Below are 13,021 nucleotides of genomic sequence, written 5' to 3' on the forward strand. Positions count from 1 at the left end.
GCACCGCCGTGACCACCACGGACGCCGCCTGCCCGCCGCGCCGTAGACGCATCGCGCTGGTGGCGGGCGAGGCGTCCGGCGACATCCTCGGGGCCGGCCTGATCACCGAGCTTCGTCGCCATTTCCCCGATGCCGAGTTCGCGGGCATTGGCGGCGATGGCATGCGCGCAGCCGGCCTGGACGCATGGTGGGACGCGAACGAACTGGCGGTCATGGGCCTTGCCGAGGTATTGCGCCACCTGCCGCGCCTGCTGCGCCTGCGTCGCCATCTGCGCGAGCGGCTGCTGGCATGGCAGCCGGATGTCTTCATCGGCATCGATGCGCCGGATTTCAACCTGGGCGTGGAGCGATGGCTGAAGCAGCGCGGCGTCCGCACGGTGCACTATGTGAGCCCGTCCGTATGGGCGTGGCGCGAGAAGCGCGCCGAGAAGATCGGGTTATCTGCCGACCGTGTGCTGTGCCTGTTCCCCATGGAGCCACCGATCTACGCCCGGCATGGCGTCGACGCACGTTTCGTCGGGCACCCGCTGGCGGATGAAATGCCGCTGGAGCCCGACCGCGGCGCGGCCCGCGCTGCGCTGTCGCTGGCGGTGGACCGGCCATTGCTGGCGTTGCTGCCGGGTTCGCGCGTGGGCGAGATCAACCGGCTGGCGGATGACTTCCTGGCCGCCGCCGCGCGCGTGCTGGCCGCTGAACCCCGTCTGCAGGTCGTGGTGCCCATGGCGAACGCGCACGCGCGCCACGCCTTCGAACAGGTGCTGGCGCGGCATGCCGACGCCGCAACCCTGGCCCCAGTGTTGAAGCTGGTCGACGGCCAGGCCCGCACGCTGATGCAGGCCAGCGACGTGATCCTGCTGGCCTCCGGCACGGCCACGCTGGAAGCCATGCTCGCGAAGCGGCCGATGGTCGTGGCGTACAGGATCTCGCCCCTGACCCATGCGCTGGTGAAGGGGCTGGGCATGTTGAAGGTCGAACACTATTCCCTGCCCAACGTGCTGGCGGGCGAACGCGTGGTGCCGGAACTGATGCAGGACGACTGCACCCCGGACAAGCTCGCGGCGGCGACGCTGGCCCTATTGCGCGATCCGACGGCGGAAGCCGCACTGGCCAAGCGGTTCCTTGGCCTGCATGAGCAGCTGCGGCAGGATGCCTCCGCGCGCGCTGCCGATTCTGTCGCCGCATTGATCGAAGCGCGAACGGGAGCCGCGCCGTGAGCAGTGCCGCCGATGGCTGGATCGCCGGCGTGGACGAAGCCGGACGCGGGCCGCTTGCCGGCCCCGTGGCCGTGGCTGCGGTCATCCTGGACCCGGCACGGCCCATCACCGGGCTGGATGACTCCAAGCGCCTGACCGAAGCGCGGCGCGAGCACCTGTTCCCGCAGATCCAGGCGCAGGCGGTCGCGTGGCACATCGAACTGGTCGAAGCCGACGAGATAGACCGCATCAACATCTTCCAGGCCACCATGGCAGGCATGGCACGTGCGCTGCGCGGCCTGCACGTGGCACCGTCGCTGGCGCGCATCGATGGCAACCGCCTGCCCCGCCACTTGCCCTGCGCCGCCGAGGCGCTGGTGGGCGGCGACCGCATCGACCCGGCGATCATGGCCGCGTCGATCCTCGCCAAGGTGGCCCGCGACCGGATCATGCATACCCTGCATGCGACGTGGCCGCAGTACGGCTTTGACGCGCACAAGGGTTACCCGACCCCGGCGCACCTGGCGGCGCTGCGGCAGCATGGCCCTTGTGCCCAGCACCGCCGCAGCTTTGCGCCGGTGCGTGCATGCCTGGGGACGGGCGACGACCGCGTGCCCGGGTTCGCGCTTACTTCTCGATGATGATGACCGGGTCGACGCCCTTGTCGCCGGACTGCACTTCATAGGAGAAGCGCTCTTCCGCCGAACCGGCCTGCGCTGCGGCGGACGCTGCGGGGCCCGGCGTGGCGATGATGGAGGCACGGTACCGACCATCCTTCTTGTGTGCCTCCAGGCGCCTGTGCGGCGGGCCCGGCTGCGGCACGTGGCGCGCGAAATCAAGCACGAACAGCGGATCATGCCCGGACGCGTTCTGCCAGGTGATGCGCGCGCCCTGCTTGACGCGCAACTCGGCCGGTTCGGCCATCGGATTACCCTCGGCGTCGTACCGGATGATGACGAATGCGTCCTTTGCCTGGTCTTCGCTACCCATCACGTGCTCCTCTGTCAGGCCTTCGGGGGCGGGGAGGATGCCGCGGGCGCCGGGCTGCCGGACGCCGCCTCGGCATCCATGCCCCGCAGCAGGGGTGACGTACGAATGCGCTCCAAGGGGACACCGGCCCTCAACGCCTGCCGCACCCGTTCGATCGCCCCGCCGCGGTCACCCATCCGGGCCAGGGTCTGCGCGGCGATGAATTCCACTTCGGCCGTCTCGGTGCCCATCGCGTCGGCGCGTGCCAACAGCTCGCGCACGCCATCGACCTGGTCAAGGTTGGCCCGGTACCACGCGAGCTGCGCCGGTGCCATGGCGTCATCGCCCTTGAGCTTCATGTAGGCCTCGGCCATCGTCGCGGCGCGTGCATAGGGCGAGCGGGCCTGCGCCGCGGTCGACGGGTCCGCGGCCAGGGCATCGCCGATGTTGCCCCAGAGGCGGTAATCGTCGGGCTCCAACTGGGCTGCACGGCGATACAGTTCCGCGGCCTCGGTATAGGCCCGGTCCTCGAAGCGCAGACTGGCGAAATTGCTCAAGGCGCCATACGTGGGTTCGAGCGCCAGTGAGCGGCTGTACGCGTCGGCGGCTTGCGTGCGGCGGCCGGCCACGTGGTACACGCCGCCCAGGCTGCTCCACAGCTTGGCGCTGTCGGGCTGGAGCGTGGTTGCGATTCGATAGGAGGCAATGGCCTTCTCGAGATCACCATTGAGATAGTGGTGGTATCCCAGCTCGCTATGCAGGTTGGCATCGCCAGGGCGCAACTGGTGCGCGCGTTCGTAGTAGTCCAGTGCCACGGGATTGTTGCCGAGGGCGGCCTGTGTCGCCGCCAGTCCGATATAGGCATCCGGCCGCAGGGCCTGGTCCTGCAAGGCGCGTGTGTAGTGCTCGATGGCCTGGGGGTAGTCCCCGCGCACCCGGTCAAGGTCGCCCATCGCCAGGCTCACCAGCAGCAGGTTCGGGTCCATGTGGGCCGCCCGGTCGCAGGCGGTACGGGCGCGGTTCAAGGCCGGTGCGTCGCGCGAGGACTCGAAGCGGCGGATCTCGACGCGGCAGATGCCGGCCTGGGCGCGCGCGAAGCCGGCGTCCTCCTTCAGGGCTTGCTTGAAGAAGGCTACCGCACGCCCCAGCGCCTGCTCACTGCGCGGCACGAGCAACTGCTGCACGCCTTTCAGATAGGCATCGTAGGCAGCAGTACTGACCGTGGGCTTGAGCCGACGCGACAGTTGCGGGCGGGAAGTAGGCAGCACGCCGACCAACGACTCCACCACCTTGCCGGCAATTTCGCTTTGCACCTCGAACACGCCGGCGGCTTCGCGCTCGTAACTGTGGGCCCAAAGGGTGTAGCCGGTGCCGACGTCGGTGAGTCGTGCGCTGATGCGGATGCGCTCGCCTTCGCGCCGCACCGTGGCATCCAGCACGGTGGCCACCCCCAGCGCGCGGCCGAGCGCGACCGGGTCCGACTCGGCGCGCCCGCGCGCGTCCGGCCCGAGGTGGGCGGCCACCTTCACCCCGGGGATGCCCGCCAGTGCATCGTGCATCTCCACCGCGAGGCCCTCGGCGAAGTAGCGGTCCTCCTGCGTGCTGCCCAGGCTGGTGAATGGCAGCACGGCCACGGATGCATCCGCGCGCGGCCCCGGCGGTCCGCCCCGTCCCAGCCACAACCAGCCGAGCACGCCCAGCAGGCCGGCGATGGCGATCACCGTAAACCAGCGCCAGCGGGGCTCGGGCATCCCGTCGATCCCGGCTTCCGGACCTGCCTCCCAACGCTGTGTGCCCACCGGCGGATCGGGACCGCTCGTGGACGGAGTCGTGCCATGCGGGCTCCATCGCCGCGGTTCCCCGCGGTCGGAGTCCGCCATCAGGAGTCCGGGAGACGCGGTGGCAGGCACCGCCGGCGGCGTGGGGACATCAGCCTCGACCGGGACCGCGCCGCGCGCTCCCGGGAGGCCGGCCGGTTCCGCCGATGGGGGTGCCTCCGGCGTGGACCCTGGTTCCAGCGTCCCGATGAACCGGTAGCCCAGCGCGTGCCGGGTCTGGATGAAACGGGGGTGCTGTGCGTCATCCCCAAGGGCCGCACGCAGTTGTGCGATGGCCCGCGTCAGTACCCCGGGGGTGACATGGCGGTGGCCCCAGACAACGTCCAGCAACTCGTCACGGGGTACCAGCGTCCCCGGTTGCCGCAGCAACGTGAGCAGTACCGTGAAGACCTTGGGCTCCACTGACACGGGCTGGCCGCCCCGGGTGAGGGTATGACCGGCGGCATCCACAACGATGTCGGCGAAATGGTAGCGCTCGTCGCGGAAAACCTTGCCTGGCGGAGGATCGGGCGTCTCCATCACGAAAACCTCATGAGGCACTCATCAACCGACTGGAACGCTGAGAGAAGCCACGGCCAGCCATCATGACCCTAACGCGGCGGCAGCCGGACACTGTCAGCACGCCGGATCCCCCGTGCCGCCGCCGAAGAGAGACCCAACATGAACACGATGACCGCCATTGCCGCCCACACTCCCGCCACTGCCCGCAGCTACACCCAGGCCCGCCGTGAGCGCCGGATCCAGGTGCAGGTCCCGCGGATGGAGCGCCGTCGCCTGCTGGAGGAACAGCAGGCCTCCCACGCGCTCGCCGCGCAGCTGCGGGACGTCCGTGAACACAGCTACCTGTCGGCGCAGCCGACTCGGTTCAGGGTGTTCTGAATGCGCTGCCGGACCGTGGCCCATGGGGTAGTCGCCCGCCAACCCGGGCCCGGGACACGACAAACCGCCCACGACAGCGCATAGTGTCGGTGCAGCGACCGGCCCCCGGGGCCGGCCGCGGTCGCGCGACATGCCGGCCGCCACGCGACCTAGCCCCCAGGCCGGATCGAGGAGGTGTGCCATGCGCCTTTCCGCCCCTACTCCGACCCCGGATCCGCTGCCCTACGACACCTGGACCGGTGCGAGTAACGATTTGCGGGCCAAGCTGCAGTTGAGCCCAACCGCCATCGCCGGGTTCGATGCCCTGCTGCACGAACTTCACCCCGACGCCGCGCGCGTTGAGCCCGACCGTCTGTACCGGCTGGTCAACTGGCTGCTCACGCTGCCCGATGAAACCGCGCGCGACGTGCTCGAACGCCGGCTGCAGCGCATCGATGAATTGCGGATGATGCTGCTCGACCCCGACTGGGATGCCCATCCTGCGCTGTCCGCGCGCCTGCGCAAGCTGCTCGACTACATCGACCGCGACGACGACCTCATCGCCGACCACGAGCCGCTGCTGGGCCTGCTGGATGACGTGTTGCTGATCGAACTGGCGTGGCCCGCATTCGCCGATGAAGCCGAGGAGTACCTGGATTTCAGCGCGTATCGCGCCGAGGAGCACCCCACGGGCAGTGGCGACGACCAGCGGGCCGCGTGGATTCGCGACCGGCTGGCTGAAATCGCCCTGTGGCGTCACAAGCTGCGGGTCAACGAAAGCCACTACGTGCACCGGGGCCATCCAGAAGATCCGTTCAAGGTGGTCTGATCGAGACCACTGCCGCGGAGCTGGGATACCCCGCATGCGACGGGGCCGATGCGTTGCGGACCGCAGCTGGACCAGTGCCAGGAATGAACACGTGCCCGCCCTGTCAAGGCCTTGCCCGCGCGGCTGGGCCTGATACCCTGCGGGTTGCACCTCCGGTTGCCGCATGCCCGCACGTTTCGCCCACCTGCACCTGCACAGCGAGTACTCGCTCGCCGACTCGACGATCCGCATCGGCGAGCTGGTGAAACGCTGCGCGATGCTGCGCCAGCCCGCCGTGGCGCTGACCGACATCAACAACCTCTTCGCCGCGGTGAAGTTCGTCAAGGCGTGCGAAGGCGCCGGCATCAAGCCGATCCTCGGTGCCGACATCGGCCTGGCCGACGGCAACGAGGCCCCGTCGCGCATGACCCTGCTGTGCCGCGACCACGGTGGCTACCTCACCCTGTCGCGCCTGCTCACGCGGATGTGGATGGAAGGCCACCGCACCGACGGCGTGGCGATGCGCCCGGAATGGCTGCGCGAGGACAACGAAGGCCTGTTCGCACTGGTCGGCCGCGGCAGCCTGGCCGGTCGCCTGGCCACCGGCAACCGCCACGAACTGGCCGAAGCCTGGCTGGCCGACTGGAAGGGCGAGCTGGGCGACCGCCTGCACCTGGAACTGACCCGCACCGGCCGCGAGGGCGAAGAGGCGTTCAACAACTTCGCGCTACATGCCTCCACCACGCGCGGCATCCCGGTGGTGGCGAGCAATGATGCGCGCTTCCTCGACCGCGACGGCTTCGAGGCGCACGAGGCGCGCGTGTGCATTGCCTCGGGCCGCGTGCTGGACGACCCCAAGCGCCCCAAGGACTACAGCGCCGAGCAGTACCTCAAGTCATCCGAGGAGATGGCCGAGCTGTTCGCCGACGTGCCCGACGCGATCGACAACGCCATCGCACTGGCCACCCGCTGCAATGTCGAGATGCACCTGGGCACCTACTACCTGCCCGCGTTCCCGGTGCCGGACGACCACACCATCGAGTCGTGGCTGCGCAGCCAGTCGCGCGACGGCTTGGCCGCCCGGCTGAAAAAGGCTCCGCTCGCGCCCGGCAAGACCCGCGAGGACTACGATGCGCGCCTGGAAACCGAGCTGGACGTCATCATCAAGATGGGGTTCCCCGGCTACTTCCTGATCGTGGCGGACTTCATCAACTGGGGTAAGCAGCACGACATCCCGGTCGGCCCCGGCCGCGGTTCGGGCGCAGGCTCTCTGGTGGCGTGGGCGCTGGGCATCACCGACCTGGACCCGCTGCCGTACGACCTGCTGTTCGAGCGCTTCCTCAACCCCGAACGCGTGTCGATGCCCGACTTCGACATCGACTTCTGCATGGACCGCCGCGACGAGGTCATCGACTACGTCGCGCGCAAATACGGCCGCGACCGCGTCAGCCAGATCATCACCTACGGCACCATGGCGGCGAAGGCGGTGGTGCGCGACAGCGGCCGCGTGCTGGGCCACCCGTACGGCATGGTCGACGGCATCGCCAAGCTGATCCCCAACACGCTGGGCATCAGCCTGGACGATGCGCTGGGCGAAAGCGAGGCGGCGAAGAAGAATCCGGACCTCGCTTCATCCGACCTGATCGAGCGTTACCGCACCGAAGACGACGTGCGCGACCTGCTCGACCTGGCGCGCAGCCTGGAAGACCTGACCCGCAACGCCGGCAAGCACGCCGGTGGCGTGGTGATCGCGCCCTCGCCGCTGAGCGACTTCTGCCCGCTGTTCGCCGAACACGACGGCGAGGGCCGCGGCAAGAGTCCGGTCACGCAGTTCGACAAGGACGACGTCGAGTCGGTCGGCCTGGTCAAGTTCGACTTCCTCGGCCTGCGCACGCTCACGATCATCGACTGGGCGGTGAAGGCGATCAACAAGCGCCGCATGGCCGCCGGCGAAGACGCGCTGGACATCACCGCGCTGCCGCTGGACGACGCGGACACCTACAAGCTGTTCGCGCGCGGCGACACCGTCGCGGTCTTCCAGTTCGAATCGCGCGGCATGCGCGAGCTGCTCAAGCGCGCGATGCCCGACGTGTTCGAGGACATCATCGCGCTGGCCGCGCTGTTCCGCCCGGGTCCGCTGGGCTCGGGGATGGACAAGGAATGGTGCGACCGCAAGCACGGCCATACCGAGGTCACCTACCCGCACGAGTCGCTGGAGCCGGTGCTGGGCCCGACCTACGGCGTCATCGTGTACCAGGAACAGGTGATGCAGATCGCGCAGGTGCTGGCCGGCTACTCGCTGGGCGGCGCCGACATGCTGCGTCGCGCGATGGGCAAGAAAAAGCCCGAAGAGATGGCGAAGGAGCGCGCCAAGTTCGAGAGCGGTTGCGCCGAACGCGGCATCCCGGCCAGCCAGGCCACGCCCATCTTCGACCTGATGGAGAAGTTCGCCGAGTACGGCTTCAACAAGTCGCACTCGGCCGCGTACGCGCTGGTCGCGTACCAGACCGCGTGGCTGAAGAACTACTACCCCGCCGAGTTCATGGCCGCCACGTGCTCGTCCGACATGGACAACACCGACAAGGTGGTGAACTTCCTCGACGAGGCGCGGGTGATGGGGCTGGACGTGCTGCCGCCGCATGTCAACGCCTCCGAGTACATGTTCGAAGCCGTTGAGCCGCGGGTGATCCGCTACGGCATCGGCGGCGTGAAGGGCGTGGGCCGCGGCGTGTGCGAGGCCATCGTCGATGCACGCCGCGCTGGCGGCCCGTTCAACGACCTGCTCGATTTCTGCAAGCGCGTGGACAGCACCAAACTCAATCGCCGCGCGCTGGAGGCGCTGGTCAACGCCGGCGCGCTGGATGGCCTCGCGAAGAACCGCGCCAGCCTGATGCTGCAGCTGCCCGAGGTGCTCAAGGCCACCGACCAGATCGCCAAGGAAAAGGCCGCCGGCCAAGTGTCGCTGTTCGGCGGCATGGAAGCGGCCGCGCCCGCCCTGCACCTGGACCTGCCGGAAACCGACGAGATGCCGCTGGGCCAGTTGCTGGCCGGCGAGCACGCCACGCTGGGCCAGTACCTCAGCGGCCACCCCTTCGACCCGTACCGCGAGGAAGTGCGCGGGCTGGTCGGCCACGACCTCGCTGGGCTGGAGACCATCTGGGCCAACCGCCCGGAGCCGGCACGCGGCAGCTGGCGCCAGGAAGTGGAAACCGTGGTCGCCGGCCAAGTCGTGGGCCTGCGCAAGAAGGGCGACAGCCAGATGTTCGTGCAGATCGAGGACGGCCGCGGCCGCATCGAGTGCGCGTTCTTCGGCGAGACCTATTCCGAGTTCGCGCAGATGCTGGTGCGCGACCGCCTGCTGGTGGTCCAGGGTGGCCTGCGCGAGGACAGTTTCAGTGGCGGCTTCGCGCTCAAGGCCAACCGGTGCTGGGATTTTGCCCAGGTGTGCGCGCGGCATGCGCAACGCGTGGCCCTGCGTTTGGATCTGCGCGTGCCGGGCACGTGGCAGCGGGTCAACGCCGTGCTGGACAAACAGCGCCCCGGGCAGACGCCGCTGCGGCTGGATCTGCTGGTGCCCGGCGCGGCGGGCATGGTGGACATCAACGGCACCCACTCGATCCGCGTGGATGCGGACCTGGCCGGCACCCTGCGCGCGACGCCGGGCGTGCGCACGGTGAAGGTGCAGCTGGCCAAGCCCTGGGCGCATTGAGCCGCGCATCACACCACACGCCTCGGTACGTTGCCCCCCCTTCGGCTAGACTGTCGGCCTTCCCGGCAGCCGGCCTGCCAAAAGCACGGCCCACCGCATGAATCCGAACTACCTCGATTTCGAGCAGCCCATCGCCGACCTTGAATCCAAGATCAAGGAACTGCGCGATTCCGCCCACAACGGTGCCTCGGTCAACGTGGACGCCGAAGTCCACGCCCTGCAGGAAAAGCTGCGCAAGCGCACCGCGCAGATCTTCCGCGACCTGAGCCCGTGGCAGGTGTCGCAGTTGTCGCGCCACCCCGCGCGGCCGTACACCCTGGATTACCTGCGCGAGATCTGCGACGAGTTCCAGGAGCTCGCCGGTGACCGCGCCTTCGCCAACGACAACGCCATCGTCGGCGGCCTGGCCCGCATCAACGGGCGCAGCGTGGTGGTGATCGGCCATGAGAAGGGCCGCGACACCAAGACCAAGATCAAGCGCAACTTCGGCATGCCCAAGCCCGAGGGTTACCGCAAGGCGCTGCGCCTGATGAAGCTGGCCGAGCGCTTCGAACTGCCGCTGCTGACCTTCATCGACACCGCGGGCGCATGGCCGGGCATCGATGCCGAGGAGCGCGGCCAGTCCGAGGCCATCGCCCGCAACCTGATGGAAATGGCCGAGCTGAAGATCCCGGTGATCTGCACCGTGATTGGCGAAGGCGGTTCCGGCGGCGCACTGGCCATTGGCGTGGGCGACCGCACGGTCATGCTGGAATACAGCACCTATTCGGTGATCACCCCGGAAGGCTGCGCCTCGATCCTGTGGAAGACCGCCGACAAGGCCAAGGACGCCGCCGAGCAGCTGGGCATGACTGCCCGCCGCCTGCACTCGCTGGGGCTGGTGGACAAGGTGGTGCGCGAACCGACCGGCGGTGCGCACCGCAACCCGAAGCAGATGGCCAAGCGCCTGAAGGCCGTGCTGCTCAACGAACTGGACGCGCTGGACGACGTGCCGGTACCGGAGCTGCTGCAGCGACGGTATCAGCGCCTGCGCGGTTATGGGGCATACGAGGCGGCCTGAACCCGCCTGACCGCGAAGCTTGAAGCGAACCAGGAAAACCGCGCCCCAAGGCGCGGTTTTTCGTTACCAGGCGCGCTGGTACTGCGGCGGCGGCGGCAGGTCCGCTCCCAGCGCATGTGCCGCGCGGCGCGGGAAATACGGATCGCGCAGCAACTCACGGCCCATCAGCACCACGTCGGCAACGCCATCGGCAACCAGCGCTTCGGCATGGGTCGGTTCGGTGATCAGCCCCACCGCTCCGGTGGGTATACCCGCCTCCTCGCGGATGCGCTGCGCGAACGGGGCCTGGTAACCCGGCTCCAACGGGATGCGGGCGTTGGGCACCAGGCCGCCGCTGGACACATCGATGAGATCCACCCCGCGCTCACGCAGGCGTCGCGCCAGTTCGACACTCTGTGGCAGATCCCAGCCGCCTTCGGCCCAATCAGTGGCGGAGATCCGTACCCACAGCGGCAGTTCCGCCGGCCACGCGGCACGCACCGCGTCGACCACCTCCAGAAGCAGGCGCACGCGGTTGTCGAAGCTGCCGCCGTAATGGTCTTCGCGCTGGTTGGCCAGCGGCGACAGAAACTCGTGCAGCAGGTAGCCATGCGCGGCATGCACCTCCACGATACGGAAGCCCGCCGCGTACGCGCGACCCGCTGCCATGACGAAATCATCGACCACCTTGCGCAGACCCGCCTCGTCCAGCGCGAGCGGCACCGGTGACTGGGGATCGAACGCCAGCGGCGAAGGCGCCACCGGCGTCCAGCCCCCCAACGCGGCGGGCACCGGACCATGCCCGTGCCAGGGCGCATCGGTGCTGGCCTTGCGTCCGGCATGTGCAAGCTGCACGGCCGGGATGGCCCCATGCTCCGCGATGAAAGCATTGATCCGCGCCCACGCCACCACCTGCGCCTCGTTCCACAGGCCGGTGTCATGCGGGGAAATCCGCCCTTCCGGCGACACTGCCGTGGCCTCCGCGACCACCACGGCTGCGCCGCCCACCGCACGGCTGCCCAGGTGCACGAGGTGCCAATCATTGGGAACACCGTCTTCGGCCGAGTACTGGCACATGGGCGAGACGACGATGCGGTTGCGCAGCTGCAGCGACCGCTGCGCCAGCGGCTCGAACAGTTTGGACACGGGATGGCTCACCGGGTTGGGAATGACGACATGGGGACGGGTGCGGTAAAGGGAAGTTACGGCCATGGCCCGCTGTTTTCCAATTCCGGCAACAACGCCGACGCCCGCGATGTCTGGCACCATCCGCGGATGCCCGCTCCCACCGCCCCGCTGCCCGCGCCAACGTTCCGCGACCTGCCCGCGGCACCCCTGTGCGTCGGGTACAGCGGCGGGCTGGACTCCACGGTGCTGCTGCATGCGCTGGCCGCGCTGCCCGGTGTACGTGCAAGCGGTCTGCGCGCCCTCCATGTGCACCACGGGCTGCATGCCGACGCCGACCAATGGACGGCGCATTGCGTGGAGGTGTGTGCCGCACTCGACGTGCCGCTGCTGGTGGATCGCGTGCAGGTGCCTGCCGCCTCCGGCGAAGGCCCGGAGGCCGCTGCACGCCATGCGCGCCGCGCCGCCTATGCCCGGCACCTGGGCCGCGGCGAGGTATTGGTACTGGCCCACCACCAGGACGACCAGGCGGAAACCTTCCTGCTGCGCGCGCTGCGCGGCTCCGGCCCCGATGGGCTGGCCGCCATGCGACGCTGGAGCGCGCTGGGCGACCACCGCATCTGGCGCCCGCTGCTGGCAACGCCACGCCATGCATTGCTCGCCCACGCCCACACGCGGGGACTGCACTGGCTCGAGGACCCCAGCAACGCCGACACCGCGTTCGACCGCAACTTCCTGCGCAACCGGGTGATGCCACTGCTGCGCGATCGCTGGCCGGCCGCCGGCGCCGCGTTCGCGCAGGCCGCCGGTCATTGCGAGGACGCAACGGCACTGCTGCACGACGAAGACGAACGCCACCTTGCCGAAGCGGCCACCGCCGACCCCGCGACCCTCTCGCGCACGGTGCTGCGGGGACTGCCCCCCACGCGTCGCGCCCGCGTGCTGCGTTTGTGGATCGCAAGTCTGGGACTGCCGCCGCTGCCGGCGGAAGGTGTCGCCCAGATCGAACACGAGGTACTGCCCGCGCGGGCCGATGCGCGCGCGATGTTCGCGTGGGAGGGTGCTGCGGTGCGCAGCTGGCGCGATCTGCTGCACGCGGCTCCACTGTCCCCGCCGCCACCCGCTGGCTGGCACACCCTCTGGGCGGGCGATGCACCGCTGGCCATTCCGGGCGGTGGCTCCCTGCATCTGGAGGGCGCCGCACAGTTCCCGCAACCGGCCATCGTCGGCCTGCGCGACGGCGGCGAGCGCATCACCCTGCCGGGCCGCACCCATTCGCACGCACTCAAGCACGTGCTGCAGGACCTCGGCGTGCCGCCGTGGGAGCGCGAACACCTGCCGGTGCTGCGGTCTGCGGAAGGCGACGTACTGGCGGCCGGCGACCTGACGTACTCGTCGGTTTTCGATGCGTGGCTGCGCCAGCACGGCGCCCGCCTGCACTGGCGACCGCCGACCGGCACGCCGCGCGATTGACCGCCCGCA

The 13,021-nt window shown here is 69.3% G+C and carries 10 protein-coding genes; 7 read left to right on the forward strand and 3 right to left on the reverse strand.

What is annotated here, in order from left to right; genetic code table 11:
* Positions 1–8: 8 nt before the first annotated feature.
* Positions 9–1,214 carry a lipid-A-disaccharide synthase gene (lpxB, locus tag IP93_RS08340; RefSeq protein WP_144814402.1) on the forward strand — a complete coding sequence of 402 codons (1,206 nt, stop codon included), beginning with the start codon at positions 9–11 and terminating at the stop codon, positions 1,212–1,214.
* On the forward strand, positions 1,211–1,834 hold the full coding sequence (rnhB, locus tag IP93_RS08345; protein ID WP_242006811.1) for a ribonuclease HII: 624 nt from the start codon (positions 1,211–1,213) through the stop codon (positions 1,832–1,834). Before lpxB ends, rnhB begins: the two co-directional genes overlap by 4 nt.
* Here rnhB and IP93_RS08350 read toward each other — a convergent pair.
* Positions 1,821–2,183, reverse strand: coding sequence for a hypothetical protein (locus IP93_RS08350; protein ID WP_144814407.1), 363 nt, complete (start codon positions 2,181–2,183; stop codon positions 1,821–1,823). The two genes, rnhB and IP93_RS08350, sit on opposite strands and share 14 nt — an antisense overlap.
* Positions 2,184–2,197: 14 nt before the next feature.
* The gene (locus IP93_RS08355) at positions 2,198–4,519 is read right to left on the reverse strand and encodes a tetratricopeptide repeat protein (RefSeq protein WP_144814409.1); all 2,322 of its coding nucleotides are present in this window, start codon (positions 4,517–4,519) and stop codon (positions 2,198–2,200) included.
* 141 nt (positions 4,520–4,660) lie between these two features.
* On the opposite strand from IP93_RS08355, the gene IP93_RS08360 reads away from it, so the two are divergent.
* The 4 genes from IP93_RS08360 to IP93_RS08375 all read left to right on the forward strand — a co-directional run bounded on the left by IP93_RS08360 (position 4,661) and on the right by IP93_RS08375 (position 10,435).
* Positions 4,661–4,879, forward strand: coding sequence for a hypothetical protein (locus IP93_RS08360; protein WP_144814411.1), 219 nt, complete (start codon positions 4,661–4,663; stop codon positions 4,877–4,879).
* 181 nt (positions 4,880–5,060) lie between these two features.
* A complete protein-coding gene (locus IP93_RS08365) occupies positions 5,061–5,687 on the forward strand; it encodes a hypothetical protein (protein ID WP_144814414.1) in 627 nt (208 codons plus the stop codon).
* A 163-nt stretch (positions 5,688–5,850) separates the two neighbouring features.
* Entirely contained in the window at positions 5,851–9,375 is a 3,525-nt protein-coding gene (gene dnaE, locus IP93_RS08370) for a DNA polymerase III subunit alpha (protein ID WP_144814417.1), read from the forward strand.
* 97 nt (positions 9,376–9,472) lie between these two features.
* Complete coding sequence (locus IP93_RS08375; RefSeq protein ID WP_144814420.1) at positions 9,473–10,435, forward strand: acetyl-CoA carboxylase carboxyltransferase subunit alpha; 963 nt, start codon at positions 9,473–9,475, stop codon at positions 10,433–10,435.
* A gap of 63 nt (positions 10,436–10,498) precedes the next feature.
* Here IP93_RS08375 and IP93_RS08380 read toward each other — a convergent pair whose 3' ends face one another.
* A complete protein-coding gene (locus IP93_RS08380) occupies positions 10,499–11,626 on the reverse strand; it encodes an NADH:flavin oxidoreductase/NADH oxidase (protein ID WP_144814422.1) in 1,128 nt (375 codons plus the stop codon).
* A 63-nt stretch (positions 11,627–11,689) separates the two neighbouring features.
* On the opposite strand from IP93_RS08380, the gene tilS reads away from it, so the two are divergent.
* Complete coding sequence (tilS, locus tag IP93_RS08385; RefSeq protein ID WP_144814424.1) at positions 11,690–13,012, forward strand: tRNA lysidine(34) synthetase TilS; 1,323 nt, start codon at positions 11,690–11,692, stop codon at positions 13,010–13,012.
* Positions 13,013–13,021 lie beyond the last annotated feature (9 nt).

It is taken from the genome of Aerolutibacter ruishenii, from assembly GCF_007830115.1.
GTDB lineage: Bacteria > Pseudomonadota > Gammaproteobacteria > Xanthomonadales > Xanthomonadaceae > Aerolutibacter > Aerolutibacter ruishenii.

What these genes read in the sequence shown, in the direction of transcription:
- IP93_RS08360 (WP_144814411.1), top strand. Translation starts at nt 4,661, where the DNA reads ATGAACACGATGACCGCCATTGCCGCCCACACTCCCGCCACTGCCCGC.
- IP93_RS08365 (WP_144814414.1), top strand. Translation starts at nt 5,061, where the DNA reads ATGCGCCTTTCCGCCCCTACTCCGACCCCGGATCCGCTGCCCTACGAC.
- tilS (WP_144814424.1), top strand. Translation starts at nt 11,690, where the DNA reads ATGCCCGCTCCCACCGCCCCGCTGCCCGCGCCAACGTTCCGCGACCTG.
- dnaE (WP_144814417.1), top strand. Translation starts at nt 5,851, where the DNA reads ATGCCCGCACGTTTCGCCCACCTGCACCTGCACAGCGAGTACTCGCTC.
- IP93_RS08355 (WP_144814409.1), bottom strand. Translation starts at nt 4,519, where the DNA reads ATGGAGACGCCCGATCCTCCGCCAGGCAAGGTTTTCCGCGACGAGCGC.
- IP93_RS08375 (WP_144814420.1), top strand. Translation starts at nt 9,473, where the DNA reads ATGAATCCGAACTACCTCGATTTCGAGCAGCCCATCGCCGACCTTGAA.
- IP93_RS08380 (WP_144814422.1), bottom strand. Translation starts at nt 11,626, where the DNA reads ATGGCCGTAACTTCCCTTTACCGCACCCGTCCCCATGTCGTCATTCCC.
- IP93_RS08350 (WP_144814407.1), bottom strand. Translation starts at nt 2,183, where the DNA reads ATGGGTAGCGAAGACCAGGCAAAGGACGCATTCGTCATCATCCGGTAC.